16 protein-coding genes are annotated in these 19,600 nt (G+C 35.0%); 13 read left to right on the top strand and 3 right to left on the bottom strand.

What is annotated here, in order from left to right:
- The first annotated feature begins 138 nt into the window (after nt 1-138).
- From L3049_RS19840 to L3049_RS19790, 11 genes are all read left to right on the top strand, one after another.
- Nucleotides 139-1,899, top strand: a complete 1,761-nt coding sequence (locus tag L3049_RS19840; protein WP_275111577.1) for a DEAD/DEAH box helicase — start codon at nt 139-141, stop codon at nt 1,897-1,899.
- A 228-nt stretch (nt 1,900-2,127) separates the two neighbouring features.
- Nucleotides 2,128-3,645, top strand: coding sequence for an OmpA family protein (locus L3049_RS19835; RefSeq protein ID WP_275111576.1), 1,518 nt, complete (start codon nt 2,128-2,130; stop codon nt 3,643-3,645).
- A 20-nt stretch (nt 3,646-3,665) separates the two neighbouring features.
- Nucleotides 3,666-4,487 (top strand): mechanosensitive ion channel family protein, encoded by an 822-nt coding sequence (locus L3049_RS19830; RefSeq protein ID WP_275111575.1) that lies wholly within the window; start codon nt 3,666-3,668, stop codon nt 4,485-4,487.
- Nucleotides 4,488-4,624: 137 nt separating this feature from the next.
- Nucleotides 4,625-6,814, top strand: a complete 2,190-nt coding sequence (locus tag L3049_RS19825) for a DUF748 domain-containing protein (RefSeq protein ID WP_275111574.1) — start codon at nt 4,625-4,627, stop codon at nt 6,812-6,814.
- Nucleotides 6,815-6,950: 136 nt separating this feature from the next.
- Complete coding sequence (locus L3049_RS19820) at nt 6,951-7,304, top strand: PadR family transcriptional regulator (protein WP_275111573.1); 354 nt, start codon at nt 6,951-6,953, stop codon at nt 7,302-7,304.
- Between the two features lie 32 nt (nt 7,305-7,336).
- Nucleotides 7,337-8,833 (top strand): glycerol kinase GlpK, encoded by a 1,497-nt coding sequence (gene glpK / locus L3049_RS19815; RefSeq protein WP_275111572.1) that lies wholly within the window; start codon nt 7,337-7,339, stop codon nt 8,831-8,833.
- A 369-nt stretch (nt 8,834-9,202) separates the two neighbouring features.
- Nucleotides 9,203-9,349, top strand: coding sequence for a hypothetical protein (locus tag L3049_RS19810; protein ID WP_275111571.1), 147 nt, complete (start codon nt 9,203-9,205; stop codon nt 9,347-9,349).
- A gap of 39 nt (nt 9,350-9,388) precedes the next feature.
- Entirely contained in the window at nt 9,389-10,951 is a 1,563-nt protein-coding gene (locus L3049_RS19805; RefSeq protein WP_275111570.1) for a glycerol-3-phosphate dehydrogenase/oxidase, read from the top strand.
- Between the two features lie 372 nt (nt 10,952-11,323).
- Nucleotides 11,324-12,823, top strand: coding sequence for a glycerol kinase GlpK (gene glpK / locus L3049_RS19800; RefSeq protein ID WP_275111569.1), 1,500 nt, complete (start codon nt 11,324-11,326; stop codon nt 12,821-12,823).
- 66 nt (nt 12,824-12,889) lie between these two features.
- Nucleotides 12,890-13,669: an MIP/aquaporin family protein gene (locus L3049_RS19795; RefSeq protein ID WP_342753466.1), complete on the top strand. Its 780-nt coding sequence runs from the start codon at nt 12,890-12,892 to the stop codon at nt 13,667-13,669.
- Nucleotides 13,670-13,756: 87 nt separating this feature from the next.
- Nucleotides 13,757-14,479, top strand: coding sequence for a hypothetical protein (locus L3049_RS19790; protein WP_275111568.1), 723 nt, complete (start codon nt 13,757-13,759; stop codon nt 14,477-14,479).
- A 118-nt stretch (nt 14,480-14,597) separates the two neighbouring features.
- Here L3049_RS19790 and L3049_RS19785 read toward each other — a convergent pair whose 3' ends face one another.
- Nucleotides 14,598-15,311, bottom strand: a complete 714-nt coding sequence (locus L3049_RS19785; RefSeq protein WP_275111567.1) for a hypothetical protein — start codon at nt 15,309-15,311, stop codon at nt 14,598-14,600.
- 205 nt (nt 15,312-15,516) lie between these two features.
- Between L3049_RS19785 and L3049_RS19780 the strand changes: the two genes are divergently transcribed.
- Nucleotides 15,517-16,080, top strand: a complete 564-nt coding sequence (locus tag L3049_RS19780; protein ID WP_275111566.1) for an RNA polymerase sigma factor — start codon at nt 15,517-15,519, stop codon at nt 16,078-16,080.
- A complete protein-coding gene (locus L3049_RS19775; RefSeq protein WP_275111565.1) occupies nt 16,074-17,546 on the top strand; it encodes an outer membrane beta-barrel protein in 1,473 nt (490 codons plus the stop codon). The genes L3049_RS19780 and L3049_RS19775 overlap by 7 nt, the downstream gene beginning before the upstream one ends.
- A gap of 54 nt (nt 17,547-17,600) precedes the next feature.
- Here the strand turns inward: L3049_RS19775 and L3049_RS19770 are convergent, their stop codons facing one another.
- Both L3049_RS19770 and L3049_RS19765 read right to left on the bottom strand, forming a co-directional pair.
- A complete protein-coding gene (locus tag L3049_RS19770) occupies nt 17,601-18,347 on the bottom strand; it encodes an ion transporter (RefSeq protein WP_275111564.1) in 747 nt (248 codons plus the stop codon).
- A gap of 148 nt (nt 18,348-18,495) precedes the next feature.
- Nucleotides 18,496-19,503, bottom strand: a complete 1,008-nt coding sequence (locus L3049_RS19765; RefSeq protein ID WP_275111563.1) for a glycoside hydrolase family 53 protein — start codon at nt 19,501-19,503, stop codon at nt 18,496-18,498.
- Nucleotides 19,504-19,600: the final 97 nt, after the last annotated feature.

Here is a 19,600-nt window from a genome sequence, read left to right as displayed (position 1 = left end):
TAAGTATTTTATTTTCAGTATAAAATATATTTTCTATTTCTTCAGTTCTTCTTGTTTTTACTTCATTCGTATAATACTATAAAAGATGGCTGAGTTCGTTATTTAATTTGTACCTTTGCGGCTCATAAATTTTATAGAATGAATTCATTTGAAAATCTTGGCCTTTCTGAGGCTATCCTAGGAGCTATCAAAGAATTAGGCTTCACAACTCCAACAGCTATTCAAGAAAAAGCAATTCCTGTTCTTTTAGAAGGAAGAAGTGACTTTGTTGGTTTAGCACAGACGGGAACGGGTAAAACGGCAGCATTTGGCCTGCCATTGTTACAATTAATTGAGCCGGATGAGAAGATTCCACAGGCTCTTATTTTATCTCCAACACGTGAATTAGGTATTCAGATTGCTGATGATCTTAAAATATTCTCAAAAAACATTTTGAACTTAAATGTTGTGAATGTTTACGGTGGAGCAAGTATCGACGATCAGATTAGAAAGATTAGAAGAGGTGCACACGTTGTTGTTGCAACTCCAGGTCGTTTGTTAGATCTTATACGACGTAAAGCTATCAACTTATCAAAAGTAGAATATGTTATTCTTGATGAGGCTGATGAGATGTTGAATATGGGATTTAAGGAAGATATTGATTCAATCCTTTCTTCTACATCTGATGATAAATTAACATGGTTGTTTTCAGCAACCATGCCCAATGAGGTTCGTCGTATTTCTAAAAACTACATGACTGATCCGGTAGAAGTTACTGTTGGAACAGCAAACACAACGAATAAGAATATTGAGCATCAATATTATTTGATGAACAATAGAGATCGTTATAATGTGTTGAAGCGTGTTGTTGACTTTTATCCTGATATCTATGGTATCATTTTTTGTCGTACTCGTAAGGAAACTCAAGAAGTTGCAGAGTTGCTGATGAAAGACGGATATAATGCTGATGCTTTACATGGAGATTTGTCTCAGGTTCAGCGTGACAGAGTCATGCGTAGTTTTAAAAGCAAATCATTGCAGTTACTTGTAGCTACTGATGTTGCTGCTCGTGGTATCGATGTTGATGATTTATCTCACGTGCTTCATTACAATTTACCAGATGAGTTAGAGTTTTACACACACCGTTCTGGTCGTACAGCTCGTGCAGGTAAAAAAGGTATTTCAATTGCTCTTGTTACGCCTCGTGACGAAAGAAGAGTAAGAGATTTATCTCGCAGATTGAAGATGGATTTCGAACAAGTTAAAATCCCTAATGGAGAAGAAGTTTGTGAAAGACAATTGCTTCACTTTATGAATCGTATAAAGGAAGTAAGCTTGGAAGAAAACAATATTGAGACATATTTCGAAGCTATAAATGGTGAATTGGCCGATTTAAGCAGAGAAGATATTATCAAAAAATTCGTTTCTCTTGAGTTTAATCGATTCTGGGATTACTATAAGAATGCTCAGGACTTAAATATGAGATCTTCTACTCAGAAACGTGTTCGTCAGAATGACGGAGCAGAAAGTACTGAAGATCGTTTATTCATTAATATTGGTCGTAAAGATGGTATTGATGTTCCTAGTCTGCTGAATTTGATTCATAAGCAATGTGGAGTTCGCGGGAAAAATGTAGGAAGAGTTGACCTTAAGGGTGTTTTCTCATTCTTCGATGTATCCAAAGAATTCACAGAAGAAATTATCAAAGGTTTTGCTGGTGCTGAAGTAGGTGGCAGAAAAATTCGTATTGAAGTTTCTGGAGAACGTCCAACAGAAAGCAGTCATCGTAAGGGAAGACCTAGAAGTGACAGAGGTGATAGAAGTCGTGGTAGTTCTGATCGAAGTCGTGGTGGTTCTGACCGAGGCAAAGAATCTTTTAGAGATAGAAGAAGAAAAAATAATGATAGTTCGAGATATTAAGATATAAAAAAAGGGAAGCTTACTGCTTCCCTTTTTTTTGTCAAATAATTAGTAGTTATTACTTTGAGAGTTTAAAATTTGTTAAATTATTAATGTTACGTTAATCAAATTTTTGAAATAATTTTTTTATGTAGTTTTTTATTTAGATTAAATTTATTTAATTTTAGTAGAAGGAAATCAATTTCCTGATTATATTTTTTAAATAAATTGTTACCTAATAATTAAACTATGCATAAAAAACACCTAAGAATAGCAATTGTACTATTGCTTGCTATTTTTATTTCCCCGCTAGTAAAAGCCCAAAACGCCGACCAAAAATGGGGCGTAGGATTGTACCTAAACTTTAATGATTACAAAGGCGATATTGCCAATGATTTTTGGAAATTCAAAAATACTGAACCATTAATCGGGTCGGCAACTCTAAATCGCTATTTAAATCCTTCATTCGATGCACTTGTTCGATTGAGTTACTTTAATGTAGAGTCGAGTGGGACATTAGGTTATTTTGATGACTGGATGTTCAATGCGAATTTAAACATGAAGTACAAATTCAATAATGGTTATCTATTAAAAGAAGACGCTGTTATTTCTCCTTTTCTTGTAGCAGGACTTGGTTATACTAACATGAATGCGAAAGGCAATGTTATGGGAGGAGGTTTTAAACAGAAATATGACAACATTAACTTCTATTATGGAGCAGGATTGACATTTAAAATAGATGATCGATGGAGTGTTGCTGTCGAATCTGGAATATTCTATCCATTAAACGACAAGTATGATGGTTATAAAAATAAGCAAAGGGATACTGAGGCGTATCATGATAAATTCATGCACAATACAATTGGTGTAATTTACAGTTTTGGTAAATCAGCTGATTCTGATGGTGATGGAGTAAGTGATAAGCGAGATGAATGCCCTGGAACTCCTTCTGGAGTTGCTGTTGATAAAAAAGGTTGTCCACTTGATTCTGATGGTGATGGAGTAGCCGATTATATGGATGAGTGTCCAATGTTAGCAGGAGATCCTTTGTTAGATGGTTGTCCAGACTCTGATGGTGATGGAGTAGCTGATAAAAAGGATAAGTGTCCTGATGTAAAAGGATTAGTTCAGTTTGATGGTTGTCCTGATTCTGATGGTGATGGCGTTCAAGATTCAGAAGATAAGTGTCCAACAGTAAAAGGATTAAAAGCTTTTGAGGGTTGCCCTGATACTGATGGTGATGGTGTAATTGATTCAAAAGATAAATGTCCAACAACGAAGCCAGGTTATAAAGTGGATGTAAACGGTTGTGCACTTGATAATGATAAAGATGGTGTAGTAAATGAGGAAGATAAGTGTCCTGAAGTTGCTGGTTTGTCAAGTAATTATGGTTGCCCAGAAGTTAAGGCTGAGGTGCAAAAAGAGCTTGAGTTTGCAGCTAAAAATGTTCATTTCTCTTCAGGTAAAGACGTTTTAACAGTTAAGTCTAGAAAAATTTTAGATGAAGTTGTTGAAATTTTGAACAACTACCCAGCATACTCTTTAAAGATTTCTGGTTATACCGATAGCCAAGGTAAAGATGAAATGAATAGAATTTTATCAGAAAAGAGAGCCAATGCAACTAAAAAATTCCTAACCGAAAAAGGTATCGATGCGAATAGAATTGTAGCAAAAGGTTTTGGTGAAGTTGAGCCAATTGCAACCAATGCTACTGCAGCGGGTAGGGCTCTTAATAGAAGAGTAGAATTTGAAATGTTTATTAAATAATCACTAAAATAAAAAAGAAAATGGATTTTGACGCTATTATAGGAAAATCTGACCAATTAGTAAATATGGCAATGGAGTACGCTCCAAAATTATTATTGGCAATTGTAACTCTCCTTGTTGGATTGTGGATTATTAAAATTATCTGTAAAGGAATAGGACGCTTAATGGAAAGTAGAAATGTGGATGCAACCTTGCGACCATTTTTTATGAGTATGTTAACAATCTTGTTAAAGGTGATGTTATTTATTACCGTTGTTGGAATGGTGGGAGTTGAAATGACTTCTTTTATTGCAATATTAGCAGCAGCTGGTTTAGCCGTAGGTATGGCTTTGTCGGGAACCTTGCAAAATTTTGCAGGTGGAGTTATGATCTTAATTTTTAAGCCTTTTAAAGTAGGAGACGTTTTAGAAGCTCAAGGGTATCTTGGTGTTGTTCAGGAAATTCAGCTTTTTAATACGATTTTGCTTTCGTTAGATAATAAAACAATTATTATTCCTAATGGTGGTTTGTCAACAGGTTCAATGGTTAATTATTCAACTCAACCAACACGTAGAGTGGATATGACTTTTGGAATTGGTTATACTGATGATATTGATAAAGCCAAAGGTATTTTGGATGGTTTGTTAGCTAATCACGAAAGTGTTTTGAAAGATCCTGCTCATTTTATAGCTGTTTCTGAATTAGCAGATAGTTCTGTTAATTTTACAGTAAGAGCATGGGTAAATGCTGCTGATTATTGGACTGTTTTCTTTTTTATGCAAGAGACCGTTAAGAAAGAATTCGATAAGAACAATATTGGTATCCCATTTCCTCAGAGAGATGTTCATGTTTACAATCATTAGACCATATAATGTGGTTTTATATAAGGGAGGCTTTGGTCTCCCTTTTTTTGTGCATTTTGGAGAATATTAAATGGAATTTTATGAAAAGTATATGATGTAATTCTTATTTTTGTTGGAATATATTTTAAGGTTTTATGATGAAAATTACCAAGGGCAGAATAATAGGAGTTTCAATTTTATTTGTACTCTTTCTTGTTTTTTTATTGCTTTCAACTGCAGTGAAATACTGGATTAATAAAAATTCTAAAGAGTTAGTAGGGCGTAAGCTGGAGCTTACAGAATTGCATTTTAATTATGCAAAAGTAGCGGTTCGGGTAGTTGGTTTTAAACTGTACGAACAAAATGAAAAAGATTTATTTGTTGCCTTTGATGAATTGTATATAAATGTTAGTCCATGGAGCTTACTTGCAGGAGAATATGCTGTAAGTGAAATTTACCTGGATGGATTGGATCTTTCAGTTATTCAGAACGAGCAAGGATTTAATTTTGATGATCTGATAGAAGAACAAGAAGTCGAAGTGAATAGTGTTGATATTCAGGAAGATAAGCGGATACTTAAGTTTGCCATTCATAATATTGAGTTTAAAAATGGTGCCCTTAGATACATGGATACCGATAAGGATAATGAGATTGATTTAAAAGATATTAATCTAGCCTTGCCGTTAATCGCGTGGAACAATGAAAAATCAGAAATGGGTGTTGATTTTTCAATGGGGAAAGAAGGTAATGTATATATTAGTGCTGATGTTGATCATGCTACAGAACGCTATTCTATCGATTTAGGTGTAAGCAATATTGATATTAGTCCTTTTGTGGCTTACCTTAAAGAATATATGAGAGTTAATTCACTACAAGGAAAGGTGAATACTCAACTTCATATAGATGGTAGTATGAGTAATTTTAAGGATGTGATCATTGATGGTCTTGTGAAGTTAAATGATTTTGAGTTGACTGATGAGAAAGATAAACGGTTTGTTGCTGCAAAAACAGTAAACGTGAATTTGGATTCGATTAATTTAGGGTCATCTCATTATGAAATTGCTAGTATTGAGCTTGATTCTGTAGAATTATATACCGCACTAAATACAGATAAAAGTAATATTGAGACTATTTTTGAGCCGGTAATGATTTCAGATAGTTTGTTGACTGACTCAATTGTTATTGAAGAGGAATCTGCCCCATTGTATTATCAAATTGATACGCTAATACTTTCAAATGGATTTGTGGAATTTGAAGACAATACCCTAAATCGAAAATTTGTTTATTCCTTGAGTAATATGGCTGTGGAAATGGGCAAAATTACAGAGAAAGCAACAAGCGTTCCTGTAAAGTATTCAATGAATTTAAATGGAAGTGGAAATTCATCAGGCAAACTGAATTTTAGTTTGATAAATTACTTTGATTTTGATTTCGAGGGAAAGGTGAAACAAATGGATTTAATGAGTTTTTCGCCATATACAGAATATTATATTGCCAGACCAATAACACAAGGTAAATTTAATTATTCTTGTAGTATTGATATGACGCCAACTCAATTAACAAATCAGAATAATTTAAGAATCTCTGAAATTGAATTTGGGAATAAAACAAAGGATCCGAATACGATAAAAACTCCAGTTCGTTTAGCTCTTTATTTGCTAAAAGATCAGAACGATATTATAGCCTTTGATCTACCTGTGAGTGGTAATCCGCAGGACCCGAAGTTTGGAGTAGGGAAAATTATTTGGAAAACGTTAATGAACTTTTTAGTGAAAACAGCTACCAAGCCATTCGGTATGTTAGGAAGTTTGACAGGAACAAATCCAGATAACATCAAATCGCTTCCGTTTAATTATTTGGAGAGTCATGTAAATGATATTCAAAAAGAGCGATTGAAGCAAATTGCAAAAATTTCTAAAAAGAAGACTGAGTTGAAGTTTTCGTTTACTCAGGAAACAAATCCGGAAGAAGAAAGAAATTTGTTTGCAATACAGGAATGTGCTAATTTATTTTATAAAAATAACGGGCAGGGTGAAATTTCAATGAAAGCTGATGAATTATTTAATTGGGCTAGAAATAATATTGAATTTCATAGTTTTATTAATCAAGCGCTAGCTCCAATAAATCAGGATTCATTAATCTCTAATTGTGTAAAGATGATTGGAGAACAAGAGTTGGACAAATTGTTTGAAAAACAACTGGAAGATCGAAATTCAAATCTTCGCAACTATATGAAGGATAGTTTATTGCTTCCTATTGACTGTTTTGATGTGAGTACATCTGATTTAAAGAATATTTCGGATCAACAAAAGGAAACAAATTATCGGGTTGAGGTTTCCTTAAAATAATACTTTGTTTTGTTCAGTAATATGAAAATATAGTCTACTTTAATGGTCGAAATTGAATTCTAACTTATTTATTAAGTTTCCTGTTTTTACAAAGTATCTTGTAAAACTAGGTGTTTTTTTATATGTTTGTTAAACTATGAACGAAGACATTAACTTATATTTTATTGCCAAATGGAAATCCCAATATAAAAAGGGGTTACTTGAATATATTATCATTTTACTATTGCGCTCACGTCCTTGTTACGGTTACGAACTCATAAGTGATATGAACCAGTTTACCTCACTTGAAATTGCTGAAGGAACTATATATCCACTTCTAAACAGGTTGAAGAAAGAAAAACTGGTTACGTCCGAATGGGCTGAAATGGATACAGGTATACCTCGAAAATATTATAAACTTACCGATGAGGGAACGGCTCATTTAAAGGTTATGAAAGAGTATGTAGATTCTTTAAATCTTTCGATTACAAGGATTCTAGAGAGTGTGTGATAATTTTATGAAAACCAGTCAATTGTAAAGGTATGAAAAGCTATATTTTATCCTTGGATCAAGGAACTTCTGTATCGAAAGCTTTAATTGTTAATAAGGATGGTGAAATTGTTGCTCAAGTAAAAAAGGAGTACGAACAATATTACCCTAAGCCAGGTTGGATTGAACAGGATGCTAACGAAATTTGGTATTCTCAGGCTTCAGTGGCCGAAGAAGTAATCGAGAAAGCAGGCTTAACTGCAAAAGACATAAAAGCTATTGGTATCACCAATCAGCGAGAAACAACTATTCTTTGGGATAAAGAAACTGGCAAACCAATTGGAAATGCCATTGTGTGGCAAGACAGGAGAACGTCGCAGTATTGCGATGAACTTAAGGAAAGAGGTTTAGCTGATAAAATAAAGGAAAAAACGGGCTTAATTTTAGATGCTTACTTTTCAGGAACTAAGGTTAAGTGGCTGTTGGACAATATTCCCGGAGCTAGACAAAAAGCAGAAGAAGGTAAGCTTGCTTTTGGAACTGTTGATTCGTGGTTAATTTGGAAATTAACTAAAGGTACATGTCATGTAACAGATGTTTCCAACGCCAGTAGAACCATGTTGTTTAATATTCACGATTTGAAATGGGATCAGGAACTTCTTGACTTGTTAGATATTCCAGCATCTTTACTGCCGAAAGTTAGTACTTCGAGTGAAGTATATGGAACAACTAGAAGATCAATGTTTGGTACTAATATTCCAATTGCAGGTATTTGTGGTGATCAGCAAGCTGCACTTTTTGGACAAATGTGCCATGAAAAGGGGATGGTTAAAAATACCTATAACACAGGCTGTTTTATCTTGATGAATACAGGCGATCAAATTGTAAGATCGAATAATGATTTGGTAACAACAATTGCCTGGCAAATTGGAGATAAAGTAACTTATGCTTTGGAGGGGAGTGTGTTTATTGGAGGTGCTGTTATTCAGTGGCTTCGTGACCAAATGAACTTGATACATTCTGTTGAAGAAATTGAGGAACTAGCCCTTTCAGAAAAAGATAATGGAGGTATTTATATTGTACCTGCTTTTACTGGCCTAGGTGCACCTTATTGGGATCAATATGCTCGAGGAACCTTTTGGGGTTTAAATATGAGCACGAGTATTGGACATATTGCGAGAGCTTCTTTGGAGTCAATAGCTCATAGATCTACGGATGTTTTAAAGACCATGGAGGCAGATTCAGGTATTAGTTTCACGGAACTTAGAGCTGGTGGAACAATGGTCAATAATACTTTACTACAATATCAATCAGATTATTTTGATATACCTGTTGTACAGTCGGAAATAAAGGATATTTCGGCGATGGGAGCGGCATATTTAGCTGGTTTAGGTGTTGGTTTTTGGGAAAACATGGATGAAATTCGTGGTTTATGGAAAGTTGCGAATGAATTTAATGTGAAAATGGATGAAAAAACAGTAAAACATCATAAAAAGTATTGGGAAAAAGCAGTTAACCGATCCCTTAATTGGTTGGATTCGGAAGACTAATTTCTAGGTAAAATATATTGAGAGCCGTACTTTTTAAGTACGGCTCTTTTTGATTTAAATCGGTTTTGGTTTTTTAAATTAAGATATTTTAACATTTATTTAGAAGGTTAAAGTTCTATTAGTCAATACTATTTAGGTGTATTGTAAACTTTAGTCTAAATAAAAATTAGCAATTTTAATGCTACGTACCTTGTAAAGCTAAGTATTTTATTTAGCTTTGTATCGAGGGGTTTACAAAAAGGAAGTAGTTCTTACTCTTTCTCAGTTAAAGCTCTTTGGAAGTAATACTTCCAATTTTTTTCAAAAGCTACATAGTTATACAATGTACTTTGCAAACGGATTTATTTTGTTATATAAAATTACTCGACAATGGAAGATCAAAGATTTGATTTAGAAGTAGGGAATCGACTTTACGATTTTTTCCTCGACATTTTGACAGTACAGAAAGGCAATAATGTTCGAGATGAAGAAAATACATATGGAAGTATTTGGGAGTTCTGGGAAAAGGAACTTTAGAAGTTCATAAAAAGATAATTTATAATTTATTGAGCTGATATGAAAAGAGATAAGATGATTAGAGAGATTGAGAGTTTAGATCGTAAGTGGGATGTGATCATCGTTGGTGGTGGTGCGTCAGGTTTAGGATCAGCTATCGAATCGGCAACAAGAGGTTATAAAACTTTACTTTTAGAACAAGATGATTTTGCTAAAGGAACATCAAGCAGAAGTACGAAGTTAGTCCATGGAGGAGTTCGCTACTTAGCACAAGGAAATATTTCTCTTGTATTAGAAGCACTAAGGGAGAGAGGCTTAATGAAGCAGAATGCTCCACATCTTGTAAAAGATCAGTCATTTATCATTCCTAATTACACGTGGTGGGGAACTCCTTACTATACCTTAGGACTTACAATGTATGATTTAATGGCAGGTAAGTTAGGTTATGGCCGTTCTTTACCATTTTCTAAGAAACGTACTTTAAAATACATTCCGACACTTAAGAGTGAAAACCTTTGCGGTGGAGTTGTATACCATGATGGACAATTTGACGACGCTAGATTAGCAATTAATTTGTGTCAGACCTTTGTTGAAAATGGAGGCGTTGCACTTAACTATATGAAAGTTGAGGGAATTCAAAAATCAAATGGTAAAGTGAATGCTGTATCTGTAAGAGATATGGAAAGCGGTAAAACTTACGCTTTAGAAGGGAAAGTTGTTTTAAATGCTACGGGAGTTTTTGTTGACGAAATCATCAAAATGGATGAGCCAAAAGCCCGTGATATCGTAAAAGTTAGCCAAGGAGTACACTTGGTATTAGATAAGGAATTTATTCCAGGTGATTATGCATTAATGATCCCAAAAACATCAGATGGACGTGTGTTATTTGCAGTCCCTTGGCATAATAAAGTAGTAGTTGGAACGACTGATGTACATAAAGATACGGCTGAATTAGAGCCAAGAGCTTTGGAAGAAGAAGTAAATTTCATTTTGGAAACAGCAGGACGCTTTTTAGCGAAACCTCCTAAAAGATCAGACGTAAGAAGTGTATTTGCAGGTTTGAGACCATTAGCTGCACCAAGTGGAGAAGGAAAGAAAACCAAAGAGATTTCGAGAGGACATAAAATTGTAGTTTCAAAATCTGGAATGGTAACACTTACCGGAGGTAAATGGACTACTTACCGTCAAATGGCAGAGGATGTTATGAATACGGTAGCAAATACAGGAGGTCTACCTGAAAAGAAATCAGTAACGCGAAACTTAAAAATACATGGCTATAAGAAAAATGTTGATTTAAAAAATCCAATGTATTTCTACGGAGCAGATGAAGAAAAAATACTAAGTATTGCGAAAGAAGAAGAAGGATTAGCAGAATACTTAAGTGAAAAATTAAAGGTAATCAATGCACAGGTAGTTTGGGGAGCAAGATACGAAATGGCTAGAACTGTTGAAGATATTTTATCTCGTAGAACCAGATGTTTGTTATTAGATGCCGAAGAAAGTATAAAAATGGCTCCCAAAGTAGCGGAATTATTAGCTAAAGAGCTAGGCTACGATAAGGCTTGGGAAGAGAATCAAGTTGAAGAATATAGAGAATTAGCATCTCGATATATATTACAATAATTTGTTTGCAGGTTGATTTGCAATGAGGTTTAGCAATGGAAGTTAGTACTTCGGGAATGATTATAGTACTAGGATAATTGTTAGTTTAATAATATTAATCGGTTAGTTTTTGGCACAAAATTAGCTCAGCGCAAATCAACTTACATTTTACACCAGGAAGATAGGTGTGTAGAGTCACCTATCTTCCATCCTCTAAAAAAGATCAGAAAAGTTTTACTTTTCAGAGAGATATACATGTTGAAGTTGGTAAGATCTTAGAAGAGATTTTTTTTAAACATTTCTTGCAATCGTTTACATCTTGTGAATTGAGAAGGAAAGAAAGAGAAATATATAAAAATTTAAATACCACAATAACCCAAAATTAAACTTCAAATGAAAAATAAGTTTATTCTGTCATTAGATCAAGGAACAACAAGTTCGAGAGCAATTATTTTCAATAAAAAAGGTGAGGTCGTTAGTTCTGCTCAAAAAGAATTGACCCAAATATTCCCTAAACCAGGATGGGTTGAGCACGATGCTAATGAAATTTGGTCGACACAAGCCGGTGTTGCAGCTGAAGCTATTATGAGCGCTGATGCTAATGGTTTAAACATTGCTGGTATAGGTATTACCAATCAAAGAGAAACGACAGTCGTTTGGGATCGTGAAACTAGCCAACCTATATATAATGCTATTGTATGGCAAGATCGTCGTACTTCAAAATATTGTGACGAATTAAGGGCTAATGGTCATGCTGATATGATTCAGGATAAGACAGGTCTGATTATCGATTCTTATTTTTCAGGAACGAAAGTAAAGTGGATTCTCGATAATGTAGAAGGAGCCCGAGAAAAAGCAGAGGCTGGTAAGTTAGCTTTTGGAACAATCGACTCCTGGTTAATTTGGAAATTAACACAAGGTAAAGTTCATGTAACAGACGTTTCTAATGCAAGTCGAACTTTATTATATAATATAAAGACGTTAGAGTGGGATATTGAAATGTTAGAACTTCTTAATATTCCAAAGAGTATGCTTCCTGAAGTAAAATCATCATCAGAAGTATATGGACATACTGTAACAACTCTTTTTGCGCACTCAGTACCTATCTCCGGAATTGCAGGTGACCAGCAAGCAGCAACTTTTGGGCAAATGTGTATTGAGCCGGGAGCGGTTAAGAATACATATGGAACAGGTTGTTTTATGCTTTGTAATACAGGAAATAAGCCTGTAAAATCTAAAAATAATTTGTTAACGACCATTGGTTGGCAAATTAATGGTGAAACCACATATTGTCTTGAGGGGAGTATTTTTATGGGAGGTGCTATTGTGCAATGGTTGCGCGATGGTTTAGGTATCATTAAGTCTTCTGCAGATGTAGAGGCATTAGCAAGTTCGGTTCAAGATAATGGTGGCGTATTTATGGTTCCTGCTCTTACAGGTTTAGGAGCTCCACATTGGGATCAGTATGCCAGAGGAACAATTGTAGGCTTAACTCGTGGTTCAACAGCAGCACATATTGCCAGAGCTGCTTTAGAAGGAATTGCTTTTCAGGTTACGGATGTATTAAAAGCTATGGAAGCTGATGCTGGTATTGAGATTAGAGAATTACGTGTTGATGGTGGAGCAGCTATTAATGATTTGTTGATGCAATTCCAATCAGATATACTTGATATGCCAGTATATAGGCCTAAAATTCTTGAAACAACAGCTTTAGGAGCAGCTTACCTTGCTGGCTTAGCTGTTGGATATTGGGATGGTGTTGAAGATATCAAAGAACAGTGGCAAATGGATAAGAAATTCGAGCCAACAATGCCAGAAGACGAAGCGAAGAGATTACTTACCGGATGGGATAAGGCTCTAGGTCGTTCAAAGAACTGGGATATAGACGCATAATTAATAACAAAACTATTTGATAGAATGCCAGATAGGTGATGGATTGATTTGAGAAGATGAAACTATCTGGCGTTTATTTATTTAAATAAAAACCGTAAAAAATCTAATGTCATGAGTGAGTTTATTGCAGAATTTTTAGGAACAATGCTACTTATTTTACTTGGTAACGGAGTTGTAGCAAACGTAGTATTAAATAAAACAAAAGGAAATAATAGTGGTTGGATCGTAATCACAATGGGATGGGGACTAGCTGTATTTACAGGTGTTGCTGTTGCAGGTCCAGTTTCAGGAGCACACATTAACCCAGCAGTAACTATTGGTTTAGCTGTAGCAGGTATGTTTGCATGGTCAAAAGTAGGTCTATTTATTGCAGCTCAAATGTTAGGAGCAGCTATGGGAGCATTCCTTGTATGGTTAATGTATCGCGATCATTTCAATTCAACTGAAGACGGTGGAGCTAAACTAGCTTGTTTCTCTACAGGTCCAGCTATCAGAAACTTAGGAAGTAACGCAATTAGCGAGGTTATTGGAGCATTTGTATTGATGTTTGTAATCTTTTATTTAGCAGGTCCTTCGTTTGAAGGTGCAGGCGTAGAAGGTGCTAAGATTGGTTTGGGAACTTTAGGTGCTTTACCTGTTGCTTTATTAGTTGTTGCTATTGGTCTTTCTTTAGGTGGAACTACTGGATATGCAATTAACCCAGCAAGAGATTTAGGTCCAAGAATTATGCACGCTATTCTTCCTATGGATAACAAAGGAACAAGTGACTGGGGATATTCTTTAATTCCTATTGTTGCACCAATTGCTGGAGCAGTTATAGCAGCGGCACTTTTTATGTTCTTATAATAAATTGCCACTACAAAAATTAACCTATCTATTGAGATTTGGGTTCGCATGTAATCCAAATCTCATCAGAATCTAATTTAAATAAAGATGAAAAAAATTACATTTAAAATAACCACATTACTAGTTTTGATTATTATCATGGCTTCTAATGTTTCAGTTAACGCACAAGGAAAAGTAACAGTTAGCCCATCGGTAACTACTCGTCACTACTGGAGAGGTATCATGGTAAGTAATACAGCGAACTTCGAAATGGATCTTGCTTATACAAACGAAAACTTCACATTTGGAGCTTGGGGTGGATATGCATTCGATAATACTTATTCAGAGTTTGATTTCCATGTAGGATACAAATTTAGCGATCATTTTAATGTTGCAGTTTGGGATTTATTTGCAAACAGAGACAGAGCTTCTATCGACGATTACAACTATTTAGATTTAGATAGAAAAACTACAAATCACTTAATTGATGCAGCTTTTAATTTCTATTTTACTGAGCAATTTCCTATGAGTGTTACTGTAGCTACTATGCTTTATGGTCGCGATTTAGATGAAGAAGGAAAACAGAACTATTCAACTTACGTTGAGTTTGGATACCCTGTAAAAATTGGTGGAGAAACTGTATCATTATTCGCAGGTCTTAACCCATTCGAAAATCAGGTATACGGAAAAAGCGTTGGTTTCGTAAACATTGGAGCAACTGCAACAAGAGAAATCAAAATAAACGATAATTTTGCTTTAAATGCATGGGCTAAGATTGGTATTAACCCACAAGCAGAAACAGCAAACTTGATCTTAGGAATAGGATTCTAAATATATGCTCTGAATTAAATCTAAATTTTGTTTCTCGATTTAATTCACGTTCATAGATTAATTAACGATCAACGATTAAATCTCGCCTCCAATTTTGGAAGGCGAGATTTTTTGTTTACTACCAAATGATGGTTTTATATTCAATCGTTTCGTGGTTGATATCGTAACCACTTGTTGCCGTTTCCGATTCGAACATGTAGGCACAAACGGCAAGTGTGTAGCTTGCTCCTTTTTCTGGGGTAAAGTTTGCTAACCATCCACTCTTGCCGGGTTTAAAATTGTATGTATTACTTGTTAATCCTGCAGATATGAAAATGCGATTTTTGTCAATTGCTGATGTTAATTTTACCTGGTAAACATCTGCTTTTTCAATCTCATCCCATGTAATGTCAAACTCATGTGTGTCACTATCATAGGTGAATTCTGTAATGTTCACTACTTCCATTCTTTCTTCTAGCAATTCATCTTTCAGTTTTAATACCTCGTTACCTGTTGAGGTGATTTCGAATTCATAAATACCATTCTCAACATCGGTAGTTGTAAAATCGGAACTTAAAGGAACACTTCGTAATCTGCTGCTACCTTCAAAAGTATCATCAAGATCGTAACGAGGAGTCGTTTCACCTTTGAACGTAACCGATGAGGAAAACAATGCCAAGTTAGAGTAAGTGTAGATTACGGGCGCATGAACAACTTCTTCTCCAATTTTTACTGAGCGAACATAGATATCTACAGCTGCTTGGAAAACAGGATCCTGGAAATCATCATTATCACACGAAATTAAACTTGAAATAGAAAATACTGCTAGTAGAATAAATTTTAAACGCTTCATTTTTCTTAAAATATAAATTAATAGTAATTATTGATTTATCCGATTGATGAAGGTTATTGGAATTGGTTGCTTTCAAATAGCTGAAAATTATGGTCTTTGTTCTTTTTTAATAAAGTTGATGAAAAAACTGTAATTTTGACGCAACCCATTCACAATAGATGCAACTAATAGGTAAATCTGTTTTGCCTTAAAAGTTAAAAATAAGTTGGAAAGCCGTCAATTAGACAAAATCATAAAGGATTGCATTAAAGGAAAGGCGAAAGCTCAAGAACTCCTTTATGTAACGTTTGCTCCTAAAATGTTAGGGGTATGCTTGCGCTATTCTAAAGATTTGGCAGAGGCAGAAGATACGCTTCAAGATGGCTTTATTAAGATTTTTCAGAATGTGAAATCTTATCAGTTTAAAGGTTCCTTTGAGGGTTGGATGAGAAGAGTGATGGTGAACACAGCCTTAGCTAAATTTCGACAAGAAAAGAAAATTCAACTTGTAGAGGAAGTTGTAGATATTGAAGATGAAGAGGATGAAAATTATGCAGAATCGGAGATTTCCATTGATATTTTATTGAAAATGGTACAAGAATTACCTGATCGGTATCGAATGGTGTTTAGCTTGTATGTTTTAGATGGCTATCCGCACAACGAAATTGCCGAAGTAATGGAAATTACAGTTGGCACATCGAAATCGAATTTGGCAAGAGGAAGAGCAATCTTAAAACAAAAAGTAAAAGAATATTTGGAGGTGAAACAGAACAATTTACGTGTATGCTAAATGATAACAAACATATCGATGGTCTTTTTGCTGATGGATTAAAAAATCTGTCTGTTCCACCCAATCCGAAAGTTTGGGAAGGGGTAAGCGGCCAAATGCTTGCTGCTAAAAAAAGAAGATTGTTCGCTATTTATATCTGGACTGGACTTGCAGCATCTATTCTTTTGTTGTTGGCAATTGGGAATCGCTACCTTACCGATCAGCCTAATTACAATATGCAATTGGAAACACTAACGGAAAATACCATTTCTAATGAAGGAAAAAGCGAAGCAAATACGAATAACAAACAAGTCGATCAGCTTAATGGTGCAAGCGTAGAAAAGGAAAGCAATATCAGCAATAAAAATAATGTGGAAAGGCTTGCTGATGAGAGCAGAAAAGAGGAATTGGCTGCAAGAAATATTGAGGCAGAATTACGAGAAAATAAAAATGATGTTCATTTATCGGCAAATGCTGAGAGTAGGAATCAGGGGAAATTTATTAGTTCTAATACGAACTCTTTTGAAGCCTTGATAGCTTCAAAGAAGGAGAATAAGAATCCATCCTTTTTAGATCGTGAGTTTGTTAAACTACTCGCCAATTCAGAAGAATCCTTTGTGCTTGCAAATACCGATTTCGATTTGCCAACACAATTGTTGCCAAATACAAGCCAGTTTCAGCAAGAACCTTCTTTATCGCTTTTAGCGGATGAAATACAAATACAGAAGAACTTATTGGCTATTGAACAGCTAAAACAAAAGGAGATTAAAGAAAATAGATGGTCTGTAATCGGTCAAGTTTCTTCTAGTTTTTCTTCCTATTCGGGAGATAGTAAAGGAAGTAACACCGAAAAAGGAATTTGGAGTGTTGGTGGGGGAGCGAAGGTAAATTATGCAATGAATGAGAAAATAGCTTTTCAAACAGGAATCGTGTACAACCGTTTTGGTCAGGACATGAGTTCGGGTGGTGGCGGTGGTTTACTTTATGCTGATGCTCCTTTATCAGGAGAAGAAAATATGGAGAGAGTTGCAGTTTACCCAGCTCAGACATCGGCCGGAGCAATTAAATTGAGTGCTGGAAACGCAAAGGATGCTGCTATGAATGAATATACCAGCAGCTATGTTTCATCCGATTACCTAATTCAAACTTTTAAGTCTATTGAAATACCGTTTTTAATGCGTTACAATTTGGTGCAGAAAAGGGTAGGCATGTTTGTATCTGGAGGCTTAAGCGCTAATTTGATTGTTGGAAATGGTGTTTACGATCAGTCGGAAGGAAATCGGAAAATAGGAGAAATAGATGGTATTCGAACCACGAATTTTAGTTCGCAATTTAGCTTTGGTTTGGAATACCGATTGAGTCCAAAATTACAAATTGGCCTGGAACCATCTATGAAATATTATCTGAACTCAATAAATAAAAGTAATCAGTACCAGTACAAGCCTTATTCTATTGGCATATTTACGGGTATTCGATACGATTTTTAAAGGGAATATAGTTTTTTAATACCGAACCGCATACGGGGTTCATTTACCTACTAATTACCTGCCCTGCACTTTGTGTGGGGCTTTTTTATTAATTTCTTCCTCTTCTAATACTCTGGCTTTTGTCAGGGCAGTTGCAACAAGACCAGCTGGTACGGTAACAACTCCAATTCCAATTATCAATACGAAAAAAGTAAATATTTTACCTCCTAGTGTTATTGGTACAATGTCACCGTAACCAACTGTGGTTAGAGTAACAATTGCCCACCAAAAACTGCTAAATATTGAACTGAATACATCAGGTTGTGCTTCATTTTCAAAGAAGTATATTCCAGAAGCAGTAAGGAATATTAAAATTCCAGTTACAATAAAAAATAGAACAATTTCTTCTTTAACGATTTTAGCAGCAATATGAAACCTGCGCAGCGCTCTATTGTATCGAATTAATTTTAAAGCTCGAAAGATTCTAAAAATCCTAAATGCTCTTAGTGCTCTTAAGTCAATGGCAGCTCTTAAATAAAAAGGCAGTATAGCAAGGAGATCAATTATTCCATAAAAACTAAAAATGTATTGTAAAGGTTTTTTGGCGACAAATATTCTAAGTATATACTCAACGGAAAAAATACTCACACAAGTAATTTCTATTAGAGATAAGATGTTTTTAGTTTCTAAACTGTTGTTTGGAAGTGTCTCAATCGAGAAGGCAATTAGAGAGAGTAAAATTAGCGTTTGAATAAAATAATCAAAGATTCTACCTAAATGGCTTGTATTATCTTCAACTATCAATCTTAACTTATTTCTCATGTTGTTTTTTTAGATAATTTATTTGATTTTTTATCTGAATGGGATCAAAATTAATCAATAATTATGGAACTAATGAAAGTGGAATTTATGAATTACATTTCAAATAATTTTGTCTATTAGATAAGTAGGATATTAATGAATGAGAATCTCATTCTTCGTCATTAAACGCCCTAAAAGCTGGCAATGCAGTATTGTTAAAATCGAATAGAGCTTGGTTTTCCCAGCTCGAACCATTCTTTGATTCGGGTCCATCGAAAGCGATCCATTCAGCACCCCAATAACAAAAGCCAAGTGTTTGGTTATCTTTGCAAGCTTTACGAATAGCTAGTAAAAAGTCTTTTTGTCCTTGAGGATTTGCTAGATATTCTGGAATTAATTGGTCGTTAGAACCAATAATGTTATTAGTCCAATCATTCCATTCAAGTGTAAAAGGGTAAGCCGTTTCGGCAATCAGTACTTTTTTACCAAACTGACTGTTCAGATTAGTAAGAGTTGTTGCCAACTGATCTAAATCTTTGCCGTGCCAAATAGGGTAGTAAGAGAGTGCTATAATATCGTAATCGAGCGCAGTCAAATCTGTAAAGAAAGAACTGGCCTTATTTATTCCAGCATAATGAAGCATAATTTGCGTATTGGAATTGTGATCGCGGACAGCTTGAATTCCTTTTGCAAGTAGGCTTATAAATTGTTCTTTATGGTTGTATCCATCCCCGTATGGGTGTAAAAAACCGAGGTTGATCTCATTCCCTATTTGAATGTAATCGGGCTTAATTTCTTGCATAATCTCAGTCGTGTAATGGTACACACTGTCCGTGAGGTTTTCAAAATTCAAACTCTTCCATACTGCCGGAATATCTTGCTTTCCTGGATCGGCCCAGGTATCTGAATAATGAACCGTTAGCCAAACTTTTAAGCCTAATGCTTTAATTCTAGAGCTAAGCAATTTCACTTCATGTAAAGAGGAGTGATTGTTCGTTGGAGAGTGCCAAATTCGCAAGCGAATGGTATTCACTCCATTATTCTTGCAAATTTGCAATGCATCTAAATTATTATTTCCATCACGATACAAAACGCCGTTTTCTTCCATTTGTGGCAAAAAGGACATGTCTACTCCACGAATAAATTCATTAGCGTCGGAAATGATTTCATTTTCCAAATTATCACTTTTTGAGCAGGATAAGCATACCATGCTCATGCAAAGGAGAAAGATGTAATATCGTGGCATATGGGTTGTAAATATCTTATGCAAAGTT

The organism is Labilibaculum sp. DW002 (genome assembly GCF_029029525.1).
GTDB classification, from domain to species: Bacteria; Bacteroidota; Bacteroidia; order Bacteroidales; family Marinifilaceae; genus Paralabilibaculum; species Paralabilibaculum antarcticum.
The sequence above is the reverse complement of the archived record's forward strand: the minus strand, read 5'-3'. Positions and strand labels throughout refer to the sequence as shown.